The following is a 17,777-nucleotide window of genomic DNA, read 5'->3' on the forward strand; positions in this document are numbered from 1 at the left end:
GCGCCGGCGGCACTCGGCGCGATCCTGGTCCTCGCCGCGGTCCTGTACGCCTGGTCGCTGAGCTCGCTCGGCTGGGGCAACAGCTACTACTCGGCCGCCGTGAAGTCGATGGGCCGCAGCTGGACCAACTTCCTGTTCGGCTCTTTCGACCCGGCCGGCGTCGTCACCGTCGACAAGCCGCCGGCCGCGCTGTGGCCGCAGGTGATCAGCAGCAAGATATTCGGCATGCACGGCTGGGCGCTGATCCTGCCCCAGGCCCTCGAAGGCGTCGCCGCGGTGCTCGTGCTGCACCGCACCGTGCGCCGCTGGGCGGGCGAGCGGGCCGCGCTGCTCGCCGCCCTGGTACTCACGGTCACTCCGATCACGGTGGCCATCAACCGGGACAACAATCCGGACAGCCTGCTCGTGCTGCTGCTGGTGTCGGCCGCCTACGCCCTCACCCGCGCCCTGCACACGGAGGGCAGGGCCGCGACGTACTGGCTGTGCGCGAGCGGTTTCCTGATCGGCTGCGGGTTCCTCACCAAGATGCTCGCGGCCTGGATGGTCCTGCCCGCGTTCGCCGCCGCCTGGCTGGTCGGCGCGGTTGGTACCTGGGCCGCGCGGCTGTGGCGGCTCGCGGCCGCGACGGGGGTGCTGCTGGCGTCGTCGATGTGGTGGGTCGCCATGGTGGCCCTGTGGCCCGGCGACCACCCGTACATCGGTGGCAGCGAGGACGGCTCGGCCTGGAACCTGATCATCGGCTACAACGGCCTCGGCCGGATCTTCGGCTCCAGCGGTGACACGACCCAGGGCTTCGGCGGTGCGTTCGGCGGCGAGGCCGGTGCCGGGCGCCTCTTCAACGACCAGGTGGGCGGGCAGATCAGCTGGCTGCTGCCGGCGTGCGGCGTGCTGCTCGCCGTCGCGGTGGCGGCGGAGGTGCTGCGCCGCCGTGGCCGGCTGGCCGCCACTGACCTGCTGCCACTGTCGGGCTGGGTCCTGTGGGGTGGCTGGCTGGTGGTGTGCGCCGCCGTCTTCAGTACTCAGCAGGGCATCTTCCACCCCTACTACACCACCCAACTCGCCCCGGCGATCGCCGCGTTGTGCGGTGGCGGCTTCGTCCTCCTGGCCCGGCTGCACCGCAGCGGGGTGCGCTGGGCGCCGGTGGCGGGGGCCGTCACGGTCGCCGCCACGGTGATCTGGGCCGTCGTGGTCATCCGCCGCAACCCGGACTGGAACGGCTGGCTGGCCTGGCCGGTGCTGCTCGCGGGCTGCGCCGCCGTCGTCCTGCTCTTCCTGGTACGACAGCGCCGGCGGCTGGTGCCCGTCACGGTGCTGGCGGCGGTCCTCGCGGTGCTGCTCGCGCCCGGGGCCTGGGCCGTGAGCGAGGCCGGGAGCAAGGACCAGGGCATGGGCGGCACCAACCCGAGCGCCGGGCCCATGACCTCGATGTTCGGTGGCAAGGGGATGCCGGGCCGGGGCTCGGGCGGTGGGACCGGAGGAACGGGGATGCCCTCCGGCATGCCGGGGTTCTCCGGCCGCGGGACCGGTGCGACCGGTTCGGGTTCCGGCCAGTCCGACGGCTTTCCGTCCGGAAGCATGCCTTCCGGTATGCCCTCCGGTATGCCGACCGGCGGTGCCGCGGCCTCCGGAGGCTCCACCGGCCAGGGCATGCCGTCGTTGCCGAGCGGCTCGGGCAGCAAGGCCGGCGGGATGGGCGGCATGGGCGGCATGGGCGGTGCCGAGCTCACCGGCGAGCAGCGCAAGATCCTCGCCTACGCCGTCAAGAACGCGCCGAACGCACGGATCAAGCTGGCCGTGGCGAGCGGCGCCACGGCTGCCGCCGCGTTCATACTGGACAGCGACGAGACGGTGATCGGCATGGGCGGCTTCACGGGCATGGACGACGTCCCGTCCACCGACCAGCTGGAGAAGTGGACGAAGAGCGGTGAACTGCGCTACGTGCTCGGCACCGACTCGGGGGCCGGTGGGATGACCGGGGGCCCGGGCGGAGCCAGTGGCGCCGGGCAGCAGCGCACCCAGTGGATCGCGAAGAACTGCACCAAGGTCCCCGCCTCGGCGTACGGCGGCTCGTCGAGCACGAGCACGAGCAGCACCGCCGGGTTCGGCGGCGCCACCGTCCTGTACGACTGCGCGGCCGACCAGCACTGAGAGAAACGGAAGAACGCACCATGACCCCGCCGTCCGCGACCGCGGAATCCAGGTACCGGCTCCTCGTCGTCGAGGACGAGCCCAGCATCCGCACGCTGCTGGAATCGACCCTCCGCCTCGCGGGCGGCTACGAGGTGAGCGGCGCGGACAGCGGGCAGTCCGCCCTGGTCGAGGTGGAGCGGGTGCAGCCGCACCTGATGCTCCTCGACGTCATGCTGCCGGACCTCGACGGCTTCGAGGTGACCCGCAGGCTGCGGGCGGCCGGGAACGACGTACCCGTGCTGTTCCTGACCGCCCGCACCGGCGTCGACGACCGCATCAAGGGGCTGGCGGCGGGCGGTGACGACTACGTGGCGAAGCCCTTCAACATCGAGGAGGTCCTGCTCCGCATCGAGGCCATCCTGCGCCGCACCGCCGGCGACCCCGAACCGCCCGCGCCCGTCGGCGTGCTGCGCTACGCCGACGTCGAACTCGACGAGCTCGCGCACGAGGTGCACCGGGCCGGTCAGTACGTCTCGCTGTCCCCCACGGAGTTCCGGCTGCTGCGCTACCTGCTGGTCAACGCCGGGCAGGTGGTGAGCAAGACCCAGATCGTCGACCACGTCTGGAGCTACGACTTCGCGGGGGACCAGCGCATCATCGAGACGTACGTGAAGTACCTGCGCCGCAAGATCGACCGGTTCGACCCGCCGCTGATCCACACGGTCCGCGGCGTCGGCTACTGCCTGCGGCTGCCCCGCGACCACCAGGAGGCGTCCGAGTCGTGAGGCGCCGTCTCGCCGCCGCCCTCAAGTCCCTGCGCGGCCGGCTCGTCATCGGCGTCACCCTGCTGGCCACCGCCGCGGTGCTCGCGTCCCAGCTGGCCGGGTTCGTCGTGCTGCGCTCCTGGCTGGTGGACCGGGTCGACCAGCAGCTGACCGGCTTCCAGCCGCCGTCGCGCGCGTTCCTGGAGGCACTGCGGAAGTCCGACACGGATCAGGGCCAGCAGTCGGCTCTGCCCTCGGACTTCCGGATCTACGTCTACGACGCCAAGAGCCACCTCATGAAGACGACGCTCGGCTCGAAGGACAAGCCCGGGCCCGAGCTGCCCGGATCCGCCCGGAACCTGAGCCTGCGGGAGGGCACGCCCGGCACCCTCCCCGCCGTCTCCGGAGGCGGCCACTGGCGGGTGGTCCTGCGCGACGGCGACGACGGCACGAAGATCGTGGTCGCCCTGCCGCTCGACACGGTCGACGGCGCCACGTCGAAACTCCTCTGGCTGGACGGCGTGCTGCTGGCCGTCACGATCGCCGCCCTGCTCGCCCTCGGCCGGTCGGTGGTACGGCTGGGACTGCTGCCGCTGACCCGGATGGAGCGCACCGCGGCCGACATCACCGAGAGCCGGCCGGACCTGCGGCTGCCCGACACCGACCCGCACACCGAGATCGGCCGGCTCGGACGGGTCCTGAACTCGATGCTGGACCGGCTCCAGCGGGCGCTGGCGGAGCGCGAGGCATCCGAGGCCCGGCTGCGCCGGTTCGTCGCCGACGCCGGGCACGAACTGCGCACCCCGCTCACCTCCATCCAGGGGTACGCCCAGCTCGCGCTGCGTCCGGAACGCCGCTCGGCGGAGGAGGAGCGGGAGGCGCAGCGGCTCATCGCGCAGAACGCCGAGCGCATGGGTCTCCTCGTCGACGACCTGCAACTGCTCGCCACCCTCGACAAGGAACCGGCGTACCAGTCGGAGCCGGTCGACCTGCTGTCGGTGGCGGCCGACGCGGTGAGCGGCGCCGCCGTGCACGGCAGCGGGCATCCGACCGACCTCGGCCCGCTGTGCGGCGACGGCGGGAACGGCGGGGAGCTGGACATAGTCCCGGCCGTCGGCGATCCGCACCGGCTGCGGCAGATCGTGGAGAACCTGCTGTCGAACGCCCGTACCCACACTCCGCCGAACACCCCGGTGCATGTGCGGGTCGGCGTCACCACGGCCGGCTTCCGGGCCGGCGGCACCAACCGCCCGGGACGCTACTCGGCCTCCGCTCCGCTGCCCCCGGGATCGACGGTGGCCGTCCTGGAGGTCGCCGACGAGGGTCCCGGCCTCGCCGCGGCCGACGCCGAGCACGTCTTCGAGCGCTTCTACCGGGCCGACCCGTCCCGCTCCCGCGCCCACGGCGGCAGCGGTCTCGGCCTGGCCATCGCGGCGACCATCGCCGAGGGCCATCGCGGCCGCCTCGAACTGGACACGGCGCCCGGCCGGGGCTGCACGTTCCGGCTGGTCCTGCCGACGGCGGACTGACCCGGCCGCGGCCCCGGAGCCCCGGTCGGAGGCCGCGGCAGGGGTCAGCGGCCGGGGTCAGCGGCTGCGGCGGGCCCGGCGGGCCTCGACCAGCAGCGGCAGCAGGGACAGGACGACGATCGCGCCGACCAGCGGCAGCAGATAGCGGTCGATGTGGGAGACCGAGGAGCCCAGGGCGTACCCGGCGAGGACGAAGCTCTGCGACCAGAGGATTCCGCCGACGGCCTGCCAGAGGGTGAACGGCCGCACCGGCACCCCGAGCGCCCCGGCCGCCGGATGCAGCACCGACCGGAGCATCGGCACGAAACGGCCGATCACCAGCGCCTTGCCGTATCCGTACCGGGCGAGCAGCAGCTCCGCCCGGGCGGCGCCCTCCCGCACCCGCGGCCGGGAGGTACGGGCCAGCAGCGGCCGCCCGCCGTGCCGGCCGATCAGATAGCCGACCTGTCCGCCCGCCACCGCACCGACGGCCGCGCACAGCAGTACCTGCCAGAGCTCCAGCCGCGGCGGCCGGTCCGCGGTCGCCGCGCACAGCACACCGGCCGGGAACAGCAGCGTGTCACCCGGCAGGAAGAAGCCGACGACCAGCAGCCCCGACTCGGCGAAGATCACCGCCAGGACGCCCAGCGCACCGAAGGCGGCGAGCAGCGAGCCGCTGTCCGTCGGATTGACGGCGATCACCACGCTCGCCTCCCCGCCCTGTCGCCGGCCGTCTCACTCAAGTGTCGCGTGCCGGCGGCCGGGGACCCGCCTTGAACACCGCGCGTCCGGGACGATCCGCCGGCGGCTTCCGCGTGAGGCGGGTGGCTCGATGCTGCGCGGGGCGCGGTGGGCTCCCGGGACGCGATCCGCGGCGGACGGCTCGCCGGCCGCCGCTGGGGAAGCGGGAGGGCGGCGCGGGTCAGGCCCCGGGCGGCCGCCGTGGTCCACCGGCCCCCCCGGGTCACCGGCCCCCCGGGACGCCGGCGCGGCCGGGCGCGGGCCGGCGATGGGTCACCGGTCCCAGATCCTCCGGTAGGCCTCGCGGTAGCCCGGGGGGTCCCAGGACGTGGCTCCGGCGCTGTTGGCGGCCGTCGAGACGTGGGTGGGGGCGACATATCCGCTGGCGGGACGGCCGGAGAAGGCGCGGTTGAACTCGTCGACGATCTGCCAGCCCTGCTGCGACAGCGGCTCGGGAACGGTGGCGGACTGGTACTGCCCGCTGTCGATGCGCTGGAAGGCGGACGGGTCGCCGTCCCCGGCACCGATGTTGAAGGGCGGGCCCGTCCCCTTCCGGCCTGCGGCGCGGAAGGCGGGGGCGGCGTCGGCGAAGTACAGGTCGTTGATGGCGACGGAGTGGGTCCACGTGTCCGGGAACCGGGCGAGCAGGGAGGCGACCTCGCGCGGGGTGCGGCTGCTCGCGTCGGGGATCGGGATGTTCTCGTACGCGAGCAGCCGTACCCCGGCGCAGGTGGCGAGCTTCGCCCTGATCAGGTCGGACTTCCGCTTCGCGAAGGGGACCGAGGCGTCGGTGAACAGGACGACCCCGGCCCGGCCGCCGGAGTGCGCGATGATCCACTGCGCGCTGATGCCGGCGACGTCCTCGACCCGGGTGGTGACGTTGGTGAAGAGCGGGGGCCGTCTGCTCGGGCCGGGGGCGGCGACCGCGTGCCAGCCGACGAGCGGGATGCCGGCCCGGCCGGCCGCGGCGACCTGCTGGGACGTCGAGCCGGGGTCGAAGCCCCCGATCACGATGCCAGAGGGCCGCAGGGCCACCGCCTCGCCCATGGCCGCCTGGATGCCCGCCGGGCTGCCGCCGCCGTCGATCACCCGGACCTGCCAGCCGATGACGCGCGCGGCCTCCCGCAGGCCGTTGGCGACCCCCGCGACCCCGGGGTTGGTCATGGTCTGCGCCACGAAGACGATCGTTCTGCCGGACACCGCCGCGGGGCCGGTGGTCGGTCCGTTCCAGGCGGTGTCGGACCGCTCCGCCCGTGCGACGGCGGCCCGGGCCCCGGCCTGGACGACGGGGCAGCCGCCCGGGCCGGTGGCGACGGGCGCGGGGTTGTCCGACGAGCCGTGCTGACAGCCGGTCAGGGCCGTGACGCCCGCCGCCAGCAACGCGAGGCAGAGGGACCTGGCCCGGCCGGTCCGGGAGGTGGGGACCTCGCGGGCGCGGCGCACGGAAGCCCCTCGCGCAGGCACGGACGGCAGGGCGTGGCGGGGGCCGGTGCGGGGGACGGAGCCGCCGGCGTGGGTCATGGCGCGGTGTCCGCGGTTCCGCCGCCGGACCCCGTCGGCGGCCGCGGCACGGCGGGCGGTGCGTCGCGGGCCGCGTCGGCCCCGGTGCGCAGCCGACGGGCGGAGTAGCCGGCCAGACCGACGGCGAGCAGCAGCGTGCCGCCGTAGAACAGGGGGACCGTCCAGAACGCGGCGCCGAGCTGTCCGATGCCGGTGAGGCCGACGGCGAGCACGGCGACGGCGACGAGCGTGCCCAGGGCGTTGGGACGGCCCGGTCTGATCGCGGTGGAGCCGAGGAGGGCCCCGACGAACGCGGGCAGCAGATAGTCGAGGCCGACGCTGGGGTTGCCGATCTGCTGCTGGGCCGCCAGCAGCACCCCGGCGAAGCCGACGATCAGCCCCGACGCGGCGAACGCGTAGACGGTGTACCTGCGGATCGGGATGCCGACCAGTTCGGCGGCGCGCGGATTGGCCCCGATGACGTAGAGGAACCGGCCGAGCGGCAGCCGCTCCAGCACCACCCAGAGGACGACGGCGAGCGCGAGGACGTAGAACGCGGGCAGCGGCAGGCCGAGGAGCGTGGCGTCGTAGAGGTCGGTGAAGGCGGCCGGCAGGCCCTGCGGGCCCGGGACGATCCTGCCGCCGCCGGTGACCCAGCCGGTCACGGCGTACAGCATGCTGCCGGTGCCGAGGGTGGCGATGAAGGAGTCGATCCGGCCGAACTCGACGACCACGCCGTTGAGGACGCCCACCACCCCGCCGCCTGCGATCACCACGAGGCAGGCCCAGGGCCAGGGCCATCCGGCGTGGACGACGAGCTGCAGCACCATGACGTGGGCGAGGCCGAGACCGTAGCCGAGGGAGAGATCGAAGGAGCCGGTCACGACGGGGACCATGGCGGCGAGCGCCAGGACGGCCGGGATCGACTGGTTGGACAGGATCGCGTCGACGGTGTCCCGGGTGGGGAACGTGCGCGGCAGCGCGAGGGAGAAGACCAGGACGAGCAGGGCGGTGAGGCCCAGCAGGCCGTAGGCGCCCGCGAGGTGCCCGGCCGCCGGACGCCGCCGCGGCGGCCGGGAACGGGGCGGGGCGGGCGAGGGCGCTGCCGTCATGATTCCGTGGTCGTTCCGGGGGCCGGCAGGGCCGACGCCGCCCGGGCGAGCGCCGTGACCGTGAGGTCCGCACCGCTCAGCTCGGCCGCCACCCGGCCGCGGACGAACACCAGGGCGCGCCGGCACACGCCCGCCACCTCCTCGAAGTCGGTCGAGACGAGCAGCACCGCGAGACCGCCGGCCAGCGCCTCGTCGAGCAGACGGTGGACCGCGGCCCTGGCGCCGACGTCCACACTCGCGGTCGGCTCCTCCAGGATCAGCAGGCGCAGGTCCGCCCTGAGCCACCGGCCGATCAGGACCTTCTGCTGGTTGCCGCCGGACAGGGCGGCGAGGGGGGCCTCGCCGTCGCGGGGACGCACCGCGAACCGTTCGATCAGCTCCGCGGCCCGGGCCCGCTCGCGGCGCGGGCCGATCCAGCGCGGCGCCCGCGGACCGCCCGCCCGGGGATTGGCCAGCAGGTTCTCGCGCACGGTCAGCCCCATGGCACAGCCCTCCCGCTGTCTGTCCCCGGGTACGAGGCCGACCCCGGCGGCGACGGCGTCGGTGACCGTACGGGGCCGGTAGGGCCGGCCTGCCAGGAGGGCCCGGCCGCCGAGGAAGGGCCGGGCGCCGGCCAGCGCGCGGCCCAGCTCCACGTGCCCGGCGCCCGAGAGACCGACCAGGCCGAGCGCCTCCCCGGCCCTCAGCTCCAGGGTGACCGGCGCCGTCCCGGCGGTCCGCACGCCGTCGAGGCCCAGGACGGCCGGGCCGCCCACGGGGGCGGTCACGGGGAGCGGGCGGCCCGGTGGTTCCTCGCCGACGATGTCGTGGACCAGCCGGACGGGGCTGTGGCCCGCCAGCGGGCCCTGGCTGACCAGCCTGCCGTCGCGCAGCACGGCGAAGGTGTCGGCCACCTGGTACACCTCGTCCATGCGGTGGGTGACATAGAGGATGCCGTGGCCCCGGTCGCGCAGGCTGTGCAGCACCCGGAAGAGCCGGGCGCAGTCCGCGGCGGGCAGCCGGGCGGTCGGCTCGTCGAGCACGAGGAGCCGCGCGCGGGCCGCGAGGGCCCGGCCGACGGCGACCAGCGAACGCTCGGCGGGGGCGAGCCGGGCGACCGGCGTCTCGGGATCGAGGTGCGCGGCGACCGTCTCCAGGGCCTCGGCGCAGCGCTCCCGGGTCCGCCGCCAGGAGATCAGTCCGGCACGGCGCGGATAACCGGCGGTCAGGGCGATGTTCTCGGCGACGGTCATCCACTCCACGAGCCCGAGGTCCTGGTGGATGAAGGACATGCTGCGGGCGGCGGCGTGGCTGCCGAGCGGGTGCCCGGCCACCGTGACCGAGCCCGCGTCGGCGTGGTGGACCCCCGCGAGCACCTTGATGAGCGTCGACTTCCCGGCACCGTTGGGGCCGAGGAGGGCGAGGACGCTGCCCGCCCGGACGTCGAGGTCGACCCCGTCCAGCGCGCGGGTCCCGCCGAACCGCTTGGCGAGCCCACGGATCCGTACCAGGGGGTCGGCTCCCAGGGCTCCGGAGGCCGTGCCCACCTGCTCGGGGGTGTCGGGAGGGTCGTGCACGGACATCTCCGGGGGTCGGCCTGGCGGTTTCTTCCCGACTCTCGCCGCGATATTAGTGCGACAAGTCATCTCATTACGTGTTCAACGCCCGCGTCATCACGGATTGGACGCCCGCGATGACACCAACGGGTCAGCCGCGTCCCCGGTCTCAGGCGGCGTCGGGCCCGCACTCGGCCCAGATGACCTTGCCCTGCCGGATGTAGCGGGTGCCCCAGCTCCGCGCCAGCTGGGCCACCAGGAACAGGCCGCGGCCGCCCTCGTCGGTGGTGGCCGCCCGGCGCAGGTGCGGGGCGGTGTTGCTGCAGTCGGAGACCTCGCAGATCAGGGTGCGGCCGTTCAGCAGTCGGACCCGGACGGGACCGGAGCCGTGGCGGATGGCGTTGGTGACCAGCTCGCTCAGCACCAGCTCCGCGGCGAACCCGGCCTCCTCCAGCCCCCAGTCGGCCAGCCGGCGCAGCGCCGACGAGCGGACCTCGCTGACGAGGGAGGGGTCGGCGGGCAGGTCCCAGGCGGCGATCCGATCCGGGGCCAGGGCGTGGGTACGGGCGACGAGCAGGGCGATGTCGTCACGGGGGTGCACCGGCGCCACGGTGTCCAGGACCGTCTCGCAGATCTCGTCGGGCGTGCGGCCCGGGTGGGAGAGGGCGGTCCGCAACCGGTCGAGAACCAGGTCGGCGTCACGGTTGCGGCTCTCGATGAGCCCGTCGGTGTAGAGGACCAGCCGGCTGTCCTCGGGGAGGTCGATGTCGACGGCCTCGAAGGGCAGGCCGCCGAGGCCCAGCGGGGGACCGGCGGGCAGGTCGGGGAAGGAGACCGCGCCGTCGGGGTGGACGACCGCGGGCGGCGGATGCCCGGCGCGGGCCATGGTGCACTGCTGCGTGGTCGGGTCGTAGACGGCGTACAGGCAGGTCGCGCCGAAGATGCCCGCCTCGCTCGAGGCGGGGGCCTCCCGGTCGAGGCGTCCCACCAGGTTGTCGAGGTGGGTGAGGACCTCGTCCGGGGAGAAGTCGAGTTCGGCGTAGCTGCGTGCGGCGGTGCACAGCCGTCCCATGGTGGCGGCCGAGAGCATGCCGTGGCCCACGACGTCACCGACCAGCAGGCCGACCCGGGTGCCGGAGAGCGGGATGACGTCGTACCAGTCCCCGGCCACGTCGGACTCCGCGGGCAGGTAGCGATGCGCCACGTCGACGGCGTCCTGGTCCGGCAGCCCCTGCGGGAGCAGGCTGCGCTGCAGCGCCAGGACCATGCTGCGCTCCCGTGTGTAGCGCCGGGCGTTGTCGATGGACAGGGCCGCGCGGCCGGCGAGTTCCTGGACGAGCGAACGGTCGTCGTCGTCGAAGGGCGCGGGATGCTGCCCACGGTAGAACGCGGCAACGCCGAGGGTGACGCCGCGGGCCACGAGGGGGACGGCGATGAGCGAGTGGACGTGGGTCAGCATCACCTCGGTGCGCTCCGGGTCGTGGGCGCGCCAGCCCACGGCGGTCCGCAGGTCCGGTTCCAGCACCGCCTGCCCGCTGGTCAGGCAGCGCAGGTGCGGGGTGGCCGGGTTGTAGTCGATACGTTTGCCGACCGGGTGGAACGGACAGTCGTCGTCGATGCCGTGGACCACCGTGCGGTACAGGTCGGAGAAGGGATCGGCGGCCTCCTCGCCCCGCAGTACGGCCTCGGGCAGGTCGATCGTGACGTGGTCGGCGAGCCGTGGCACCGCCGTCTCGGCGAGTTCCTCGGCGGTGCGGCGCACGTCCAGGGTGGTCCCGATGCGGGTGCTGGCGTCGGTCAGCAGCTCCAGACGGCGACGGGCCGCGAGGGCGTACCGCCCCACGTGCGGCTCTCCCACCAGCACCAGCCCCCTGGCCGGGGGCGGCGAACCGCGGCTGCCGGTCGTGCCGCCGGTCGTGCCGCCGGGTCCGCCTCCCGTGCGGTCGCCCCCGCCCGGCACACCCCCCGGACCGCCCGCCGACGCGTCGGCGCCGCGCGCGTCGGCTCGCAGGGGTACGAGGCCCCTCGCCGCGGTGCCGGGCAGCGGGCCGGGCACCGCGACGAGGGGGAAGGCCGCGGCCGGCGGGACGGCGGGGACCACGGGGAGGGGGGACGCCGCACCGACCTCGGGGGCGACGGGTTCGACGGCCGCGGCGGGTTCGGCGGGCACGGTGGTGTCGGCGGGCACGGTGGTGTCGCGGGTGGACTCGGCGAGCAGGAGGGTGCGGCGCGGCGGCGGCTCGGCAGGCTGTGGGACGAGGAGGGGCTCGTGCCGGGCGGGGCCGGACAGGATGGCCTCGGTGACGAAGCCCTCCACCCCGGTGGCGGTCGTCATCGGGCGGCTCACCAGCGTGACCCGCCGGCCGTCGGAGAGGGGCACGCGGACCGCGGCCCGCTGTGCGCAGGAGATCAGCTCCGCGGCCTTCTCCATCAGGATCGCCCGGTCGCAGGGGCGCATCCCGAGGGTCAGTTCGCCGACCCCGACGCTTTGGTGGGGCTCGGCGGCGGTCTCGGCGCCGGTGTCCAGGTAGGCGCGGAGCAGGGCGCGCTCGCGTTCGGAGCTCTGTCCGAGCAGCCGCTTCTCGATGGCGTGGGCCGCCCGGCGTATCACGGTGGCCAGCGCCGGGTCCTCGGCGCTGCGCGGGTAGCCGAGGCACAGGACGCCCTCGATACGGCCGCTGATCGGGTCACGGACGGGCAGTGCCCGGCAGGCGTTGCCCTGCGCGCGCTCGGCGAAGTGCTCGGCGCCGTACACCTGGACGAGTTGCCGCTCCGCCAGGGCGAGCCCGATCCCGTTGGTGCCGGCGTACCGCTCGGCGAACACGAACCCGGGGACGCGCTGGAACGCCGGGAGGCTGCCGGCCAGCGACGTCTCCCCGAAACGGCGCAGCAGGACGGTCCCGTTCGCATCGGCCACGGAGATGTTCATCCTGCTGCCGGCGAACCAGGACTGCAGCCGGTCGAGCACCGGCACGGCCGCGCGGACGATCCGGGCGTCCCGCTCGAAGTCGTCCCGGAAGGGAAGTCCGGGCTGGTCGGGGGAGAGGCCCAGGGCCCGGCAGCGCTGCCACGAGTTCGAGATGGGCGCGCGCACGCCGGCTGCGACCGCCTCGCCCTGCAGGAAGCGCTCACGCGAGCGGGCGGGCCCTTTGCCGTCCGGCGCATGCCCCGTCGGTATCGCTTTCCCACCGCCCCGAACCACGCTTCGCCTCACTCGCGCCTGCAGAGTTCGTTTCTTCTAAGTCATTTCCCCCGAAATAGTGATACATATGCCAAATTCGTAACATTGAGCACCGGGTATCCGGGGTCACAGCACGGCGACCGGGTTGACCGGCGAGCCCGTGCCGCCCGGGATGTTCAGCGGCGCCACGACGAGCAGGAACTCGTGCCGCCCCGCCCGGGCCGCCGCGTCCGACAGGGCCTCCAGATCGAGGTTGTCCAGCAGCGGCACCCCCATCGCGGCCACGACCAGGGCGTGGACGGGCGAGTGCACACCGTCCACGGGGGAGGGCCGTACGTCACTGTCGCCGTCACCGCCGAGCAGCGCGATGCCACGCTCGGCCAGCAGCGGTACGGCGTCCACGTGGAGGCCCGCGGAGGCCGTGCCCGGGTCCCAGGCACCGAGGTCCGCGCGGCGGCGGGGCTGCCCGGAGCGCAGGAGTACCGCGTCGCCGTCGCCGATCCGCACGCCGAGTGCCTCTTCCGCGGCGAGTACGTCCTCCGCGTGCACCGCCAGCCCCGGCTCCAGCCAGCGGATCCCCAGGACGGCGGGGAGGTCGAGGAGCACACCCCGGGTGACGAGGGGGCCGAGCGCCGACACCGCTCCGAAGCGGGCCCCCGCGGCGCCGACGACGTCCTTCGCCGTCCGGCCGTCGTACAGCTGCCCCCGGTAGGAGACATGGCACAGGGCGTCGAGGTGGGTGACGGCCTTGCCGTGGTAGTCGGCGGCGATGAAGTCCTTGTGGGTGGCGGGCTCCGGGCGCTCCACGTCACCGAGATCGGTCATGTGGTGCAGGGCGGGCCGGGGGTTGTCGGGGCCGGGCACGGTGTTCCAGGGCAGGCCCAGCGGCACGACCCGACCGGACCGCACGGCGCCCGTGGCCCGTCGTACCCGCTCCGGGGTCGCCCGGTTCCAGGCGCCCCGGTCGGCCGGGGTCCAGCGGCCCCAGGCGCGGACCGCCTCGAAGAGCGCGTCGAACTCCCGGCGGGAGACGGCGGGGCCGTTCCCGGCGCCGGGCGGACCGGGATCCCGGCCGTCCGCAGGGCTCGCGCTCATCCGTACCCACCCGTTCCCAGCGTCGACTCACGGCCCCGGTGGCCGTCATCGCCTCGCGGTCCGCCGGCGCCTCGCGGGCCTGCCGGCCGGATTCCCAGCCTGGCACGGCCCGCGCCGGATCGCCGGATCGCCGGGTCGCGGGGTCGCCGGGTCGCGGGGTCGCCGGGGCGCGGGGTCCGCGAGGACTGCGGCGACCGTGCTCCGAGGACTGCGGCGACCGCGCTCCGTGACGCCGCACGCCGGGCAGAGCCGCAGGACCGACCGTAGATTGAGGAGGAAGCCGTTGAGGCGGGAAGGAGCGTCAGCGGTGGCATCGCGGGTTGATCACACGGCGCTGTTCGCCGCGACACCGAGCCCGTACCTGGTACTCGGTCCGGACCTGGTCATCGTCGATGTGAACCGGGCCTATCTGGCGGCCACCGGACGCACCCGGGAGGACCTCCTCGGGCGGCACATCTTCGTCGCGTTCCCGGACAACCCCGCCGACCCGGACGCCGACGGGGTGAAGAACCTCGATGCCTCCCTGCACCGGGTCCTCGCCACCGGCCGGTCCGACACGATGGCGCTGCAGAAGTACGACATCCCCGTGATGGGCCGGCCGGGGGTCTTCGAAGAGCGCTGGTGGTCCCCGGTGAACACCCCCGTGCTCGGCGCGGCCGGGCAGGTGGACTACATCATCCACCGGGTGGAGGACGTCACCGCGTTCGTCAAGGAGTACCGGGCCACCCACCCCGAGGGCGTCCGCGCGGCGGAGCGCCCGCAGGAGACCCAGGCCCTGGAGGCGGAGCTGTACGCACGGGCGCGGGAGCTGCAACGGCTGAACGAGGAACTGCGGCAGGCCCACACCCGCGAACGCGAGGTCGCCGTCATCCTCCAGGAAGCCATGCTCCACGTCCCCGACCTGGCCCACCACCGCGACATCGCGGTGCGCTACCTGCCCGCGACCGGCTCCCTCAACGTCTGCGGCGACTGGTACGACGTCGTGGACATCGCACCCGACCGGCTCGCCGTCGCGGTCGGCGACGTCATCGGGCACGGCCTGGAGGCGGCGGCCGTCATGGGCATGCTCCGCAGCGCGCTGTCCGCCGCGATCCGGGCCCTGGAGCGCCCCGCCCAGGCGTTGGAGGTACTCGGTCTGTACGCCAGGTCCGTCGAGGGGGCGCTGGGCACCACCGCGGTCAAGGCGGTCGTCGACATGCGCAGCCGTCTGATCACCTACAGCAGTGCGGGCCATCCGCCGCCGATGCTCATCCACCCCGACGGCAGCTGCGAACTGCTGGACCAGGCGACCGACCCGCCGCTCGGCGCCCGTCCGCAGCACGTCCCGCGCCCACAGGCGAGCCTGCCGTACAAGCCCGGCGACACCCTCGTCCTGTACACCGACGGGCTCATCGAGCGGCGGGACCAGGACATCGATGTCGGTCTGGGCCAACTGGCCGACGTCCTCGGCGAGTTCATCCACCTGGGCACCGAGGAGCTCGCCGACACCGTGCTGGCCCGGCTGGGCGTCGCCAGCGGCGGCCGGGACGACATCGCGCTCATCGTCGTACGGCTCTGAGCCGCGGGACTCCGACGGGGGACTCCGGCAGGGCGTTCCGACGAGGGGCTCCGGCGGGGGACCGGCGCCCGCTAACGGCCGGTGCGCACCCCGTCCAGGGCGATGCCGAGGACGCGGTCACGCTGGGCGTCGTCCTCGAAGGCCGTCGCCGTGATGCCGGAGACCATGCGGAGCAGGTCGCCGATCTCCATGTCGGTGCGGACCACGCCCGCCTTCTGGGCCCGCTCCATCAGCGGGCCGCCGGCCGCGTACATCGAGTCACGGCAGGCCTGGAAGATCTCCGACTCGTCGTTCAGGGCCTCGCGCACCGCCCGCTTGGTGACCATGTAGCCGGTGAAGCGGTCCAGCCACGACGTCAGCGCCTCCCACGGCTCCAGCTCGGCCAGCTCCACGGCGGCCCGGCACAGCGCGTTGACCTCGTCCGCGTAGACGCTCTCGAAGAGGTCGCGGCGGGTGGGGAAGTTCCGGTAGAGGGTGCCGATCCCGACCCCCGCGCGGCGGGCGACGTCCTCCAGGGAGACGTCGGCGCCCCGCTCGGCGAACGCCTCGCGGGCGGCCGTCACCAGCGCGTCGTAGTTGCGGGCCGCGTCCTTACGGTGCGGTCTCCGGGACGCGACGATCTCACTGACGGGGAACGGGCTGTCCATCACTGTTGCCTCCCGTGTGACAAGGATGAACCGGAGGGTTTCCTCGACTTCGGTTGAAGCGGAGGGTCGCCTCCAGTAGAGTGGAGGGGTACCTCCACTTTAGCAGTGCGGAGCGGTATCGCCATGGTCGGACGCGGCCAGGTGTCCCCTTCCCGCACGCTCACGGACGTCTCCCTCAGCCTCACCCTTTCCCTTTCCCTCCGTTCCGATTTCGGAGAGGCCCTTCATGCCCCGGAAGTCCACCCGCCTCACCTTCGCGGTCCTCGCGACCGGTGCCGGCGTGTTCTCCATGCTTCAGTCGCTGGTCGCACCGGCCCTGCCGACCGTCCAGCACGCCCTGCACACCTCCCAGTCCACCGCGACCTGGGTGATGACGGCCTATCTGCTGTCCGCCTCGGTCTTCACCCCGATACTCGGCCGGGTCGGCGACCTGGTCGGCAAGAAGCGCACCCTCGTCGCCGTGCTGCTGGCCGTCCTGGCCGGCTGCCTGATCGCCGCGCTCGCGCCCAACATCGGCGTCCTGATCATCGCCCGGGTCGTCCAGGGCATCGGCGGCGCCCTGTTCCCGCTCTCCTTCGGCATCATCCGCGACGAGTTCACCCCGGCCGAGGTCAGCGGCAGCATCAGCAACCTGTCCGCGGTGATCGCGGCCGGCGGCGGCGTCGGCATCGTGGCCGCGGGACCGATCGTCTCGGCGCTCGACTACCGCTGGCTGTTCTGGATCCCGGTCGGCGTGGTCGCCGCGACCGTCCTGATCGCCGCCCGCTACGTTCCCGAGTCCCCCAAGCGGGCCGAGGGCAGCGTCAGCTGGCTCGGCGCCGGGCTGCTCTCCGCCTGGCTGGTGGCGCTGCTGCTGCCGCTGAGCCAGGCCGGGCAGTGGGGCTGGGGCTCGGCCAAGGTGCTCGGCCTGTTCGGTACGGCCGTCGTCCTGTTCGCCGTCTGGCTGCTCACCGAGTCCCGCTCCGCCACCCCGCTCATCGACCTGCGCGTGATGCGGCTGCCCGCCGTCTGGACCACCAACACGGCCGCCCTCCTCTTCGGCGCCGGCATGTACGCGATCTGGTCCTTCCTGCCCGGCTTCGTCCAGACCCCCGCCTCGGCCGGCTACGGCTTCGGCGCGACCGTCACAGAGTCCGGCCTGCTCATGCTGCCGATGCTCATCGCCATGTTCCTCTCGGGCGTCATCGGCGGCCGCCTGGAACCCCGCGTCGGCGCCAAGGCGCAGCTCACCGCGGGAGCCGCGCTCGGCGCGCTGGCCTGCGGCTTCCTCACCCTCTGGCACGACGAGCAGTGGCAGATCGGCGTCGTCGCGGGACTGTTCGGCCTCGGCATCGGCCTGGCCTTCGCCTCGATGGCCAACCTCATCGTCGGCAGCGTCCCGCCCGAGCAGACCGGCGCCGCGACCGGTATGAACGCCAACATCCGCACGATCGGCGGCTCCATCGGCGCCGCGCTCACCAGCGTCCTGGTCACCGGCCGGCTCCAGCCCTCCGGACTGCCGTACGCCTCCGGCTACACCCACGCCTGGGCCCTGCTCGCACTGTTCTGCCTGACCGCCGCCGGGGCCGCCCTGCTCGTCCCGGTCCGCCGCGCGACCCGCGCAGTGGACCCGGTCACGGAGCGGTCGGCCGCAGCACCCGTACGCGTGCGGTAGTGTTGACCTGCGTGATCACGCGGAAACCACCGCGTGACTCCGCAGCGGGACGTGGCGCAGCTTGGTAGCGCACTTGACTGGGGGTCAAGGGGTCGCAGGTTCAAATCCTGTCGTCCCGACGCAGCGAAGGGTCTTCGCGGGCGAAAGCCTGCGGGGGCCCTTTTCGCGTGGGGGCCGGCTTCGAGGTTGAGCGAGCCGCTCATTGGCACTTTTGTTCGATGTTGGCGAAGATGTCGCTCTTGGATTCGAACAAGGTCACTGTGGCGTTGTCGAGCACGGCGGCCGGAATCCGGACTGCACCGCGGGTGAGCGGTCGAGCCGGCTCAGGGTCGGTAGACCATCCCGGGCTGGG

General features: G+C 73.9%; 12 protein-coding genes and 1 tRNA gene. 6 read left to right on the forward strand and 7 right to left on the reverse strand.

Going from position 1 to position 17,777, the window contains the following annotated elements:
• The 3 genes from ACFWPQ_RS14330 to ACFWPQ_RS14340 all read left to right on the forward strand — a co-directional run.
• Nucleotides 1-2,148, forward strand: a 2,148-nt coding sequence (locus tag ACFWPQ_RS14330) for a glycosyltransferase family 39 protein (RefSeq protein ID WP_384033244.1), incomplete at its 5' end; no start/stop codon positions are given.
• 20 nt (nt 2,149-2,168) lie between these two features.
• The gene (locus tag ACFWPQ_RS14335) at nt 2,169-2,915 is read left to right on the forward strand and encodes a response regulator transcription factor (protein WP_383710046.1); all 747 of its coding nucleotides are present in this window, start codon (nt 2,169-2,171) and stop codon (nt 2,913-2,915) included.
• The gene (locus tag ACFWPQ_RS14340) at nt 2,912-4,423 is read left to right on the forward strand and encodes a sensor histidine kinase (protein WP_384033248.1); all 1,512 of its coding nucleotides are present in this window, start codon (nt 2,912-2,914) and stop codon (nt 4,421-4,423) included. The genes ACFWPQ_RS14335 and ACFWPQ_RS14340 overlap by 4 nt, the downstream gene beginning before the upstream one ends.
• 57 nt (nt 4,424-4,480) lie before the next feature.
• Here ACFWPQ_RS14340 and ACFWPQ_RS14345 read toward each other — a convergent pair whose 3' ends face one another.
• The 6 genes from ACFWPQ_RS14345 to ACFWPQ_RS14370 all read right to left on the reverse strand — a co-directional run bounded on the left by ACFWPQ_RS14345 (nt 4,481) and on the right by ACFWPQ_RS14370 (nt 13,566).
• Nucleotides 4,481-5,104 (reverse strand): DedA family protein, encoded by a 624-nt coding sequence (locus ACFWPQ_RS14345; RefSeq protein WP_384033789.1) that lies wholly within the window; start codon nt 5,102-5,104, stop codon nt 4,481-4,483.
• A 312-nt stretch (nt 5,105-5,416) separates the two neighbouring features.
• Nucleotides 5,417-6,586 carry a substrate-binding domain-containing protein gene (locus tag ACFWPQ_RS14350; RefSeq protein ID WP_384033251.1) on the reverse strand — a complete coding sequence of 390 codons (1,170 nt, stop codon included), beginning with the start codon at nt 6,584-6,586 and terminating at the stop codon, nt 5,417-5,419.
• 74 nt (nt 6,587-6,660) lie between these two features.
• Nucleotides 6,661-7,755 carry an ABC transporter permease gene (locus tag ACFWPQ_RS14355; protein WP_384033253.1) on the reverse strand — a complete coding sequence of 365 codons (1,095 nt, stop codon included), beginning with the start codon at nt 7,753-7,755 and terminating at the stop codon, nt 6,661-6,663.
• Entirely contained in the window at nt 7,752-9,317 is a 1,566-nt protein-coding gene (locus ACFWPQ_RS14360) for a sugar ABC transporter ATP-binding protein (RefSeq protein ID WP_384033256.1), read from the reverse strand. Before ACFWPQ_RS14360 ends, ACFWPQ_RS14355 begins: the two co-directional genes overlap by 4 nt.
• Before the next feature lie 142 nt (nt 9,318-9,459).
• Nucleotides 9,460-12,492 carry a SpoIIE family protein phosphatase gene (locus tag ACFWPQ_RS14365; RefSeq protein ID WP_384033259.1) on the reverse strand — a complete coding sequence of 1,011 codons (3,033 nt, stop codon included), beginning with the start codon at nt 12,490-12,492 and terminating at the stop codon, nt 9,460-9,462.
• A 105-nt stretch (nt 12,493-12,597) separates the two neighbouring features.
• Nucleotides 12,598-13,566, reverse strand: a complete 969-nt coding sequence (locus tag ACFWPQ_RS14370) for a cyclase family protein (RefSeq protein WP_384033262.1) — start codon at nt 13,564-13,566, stop codon at nt 12,598-12,600.
• Nucleotides 13,567-13,873: 307 nt separating this feature from the next.
• On the opposite strand from ACFWPQ_RS14370, the gene ACFWPQ_RS14375 reads away from it, so the two are divergent.
• On the forward strand, nt 13,874-15,124 hold the full coding sequence (locus ACFWPQ_RS14375) for a PP2C family protein-serine/threonine phosphatase (protein ID WP_384033265.1): 1,251 nt from the start codon (nt 13,874-13,876) through the stop codon (nt 15,122-15,124).
• 71 nt (nt 15,125-15,195) lie between these two features.
• Here ACFWPQ_RS14375 and ACFWPQ_RS14380 read toward each other — a convergent pair whose 3' ends face one another.
• Nucleotides 15,196-15,771, reverse strand: coding sequence for a TetR/AcrR family transcriptional regulator (locus tag ACFWPQ_RS14380; RefSeq protein WP_384033268.1), 576 nt, complete (start codon nt 15,769-15,771; stop codon nt 15,196-15,198).
• Between the two features lie 226 nt (nt 15,772-15,997).
• Between ACFWPQ_RS14380 and ACFWPQ_RS14385 the strand changes: the two genes are divergently transcribed.
• Together ACFWPQ_RS14385 and ACFWPQ_RS14390 are read left to right on the forward strand one after the other, a co-directional pair.
• Nucleotides 15,998-17,425: an MFS transporter gene (locus tag ACFWPQ_RS14385; protein WP_384033271.1), complete on the forward strand. Its 1,428-nt coding sequence runs from the start codon at nt 15,998-16,000 to the stop codon at nt 17,423-17,425.
• 45 nt (nt 17,426-17,470) lie between these two features.
• Nucleotides 17,471-17,544, forward strand: a tRNA-Pro gene (locus ACFWPQ_RS14390).
• Nucleotides 17,545-17,777 lie beyond the last annotated feature (233 nt).

This window comes from Streptomyces sp. NPDC058464 (assembly GCF_042721035.1).
Lineage (GTDB): Bacteria > Actinomycetota > Actinomycetes > Streptomycetales > Streptomycetaceae > Streptomyces.

Bases quoted from the DNA above. Each gene is read 5' to 3' on its own strand.
- ACFWPQ_RS14335 (WP_383710046.1), top strand. From the start codon at position 2,169: ATGACCCCGCCGTCCGCGACCGCGGAATCCAGGTACCGGCTCCTCGTC.
- ACFWPQ_RS14355 (WP_384033253.1), bottom strand. From the start codon at position 7,755: ATGACGGCAGCGCCCTCGCCCGCCCCGCCCCGTTCCCGGCCGCCGCGG.
- ACFWPQ_RS14360 (WP_384033256.1), bottom strand. From the start codon at position 9,317: ATGTCCGTGCACGACCCTCCCGACACCCCCGAGCAGGTGGGCACGGCC.
- ACFWPQ_RS14370 (WP_384033262.1), bottom strand. From the start codon at position 13,566: ATGAGCGCGAGCCCTGCGGACGGCCGGGATCCCGGTCCGCCCGGCGCC.
- ACFWPQ_RS14380 (WP_384033268.1), bottom strand. From the start codon at position 15,771: ATGGACAGCCCGTTCCCCGTCAGTGAGATCGTCGCGTCCCGGAGACCG.
- ACFWPQ_RS14385 (WP_384033271.1), top strand. From the start codon at position 15,998: ATGCCCCGGAAGTCCACCCGCCTCACCTTCGCGGTCCTCGCGACCGGT.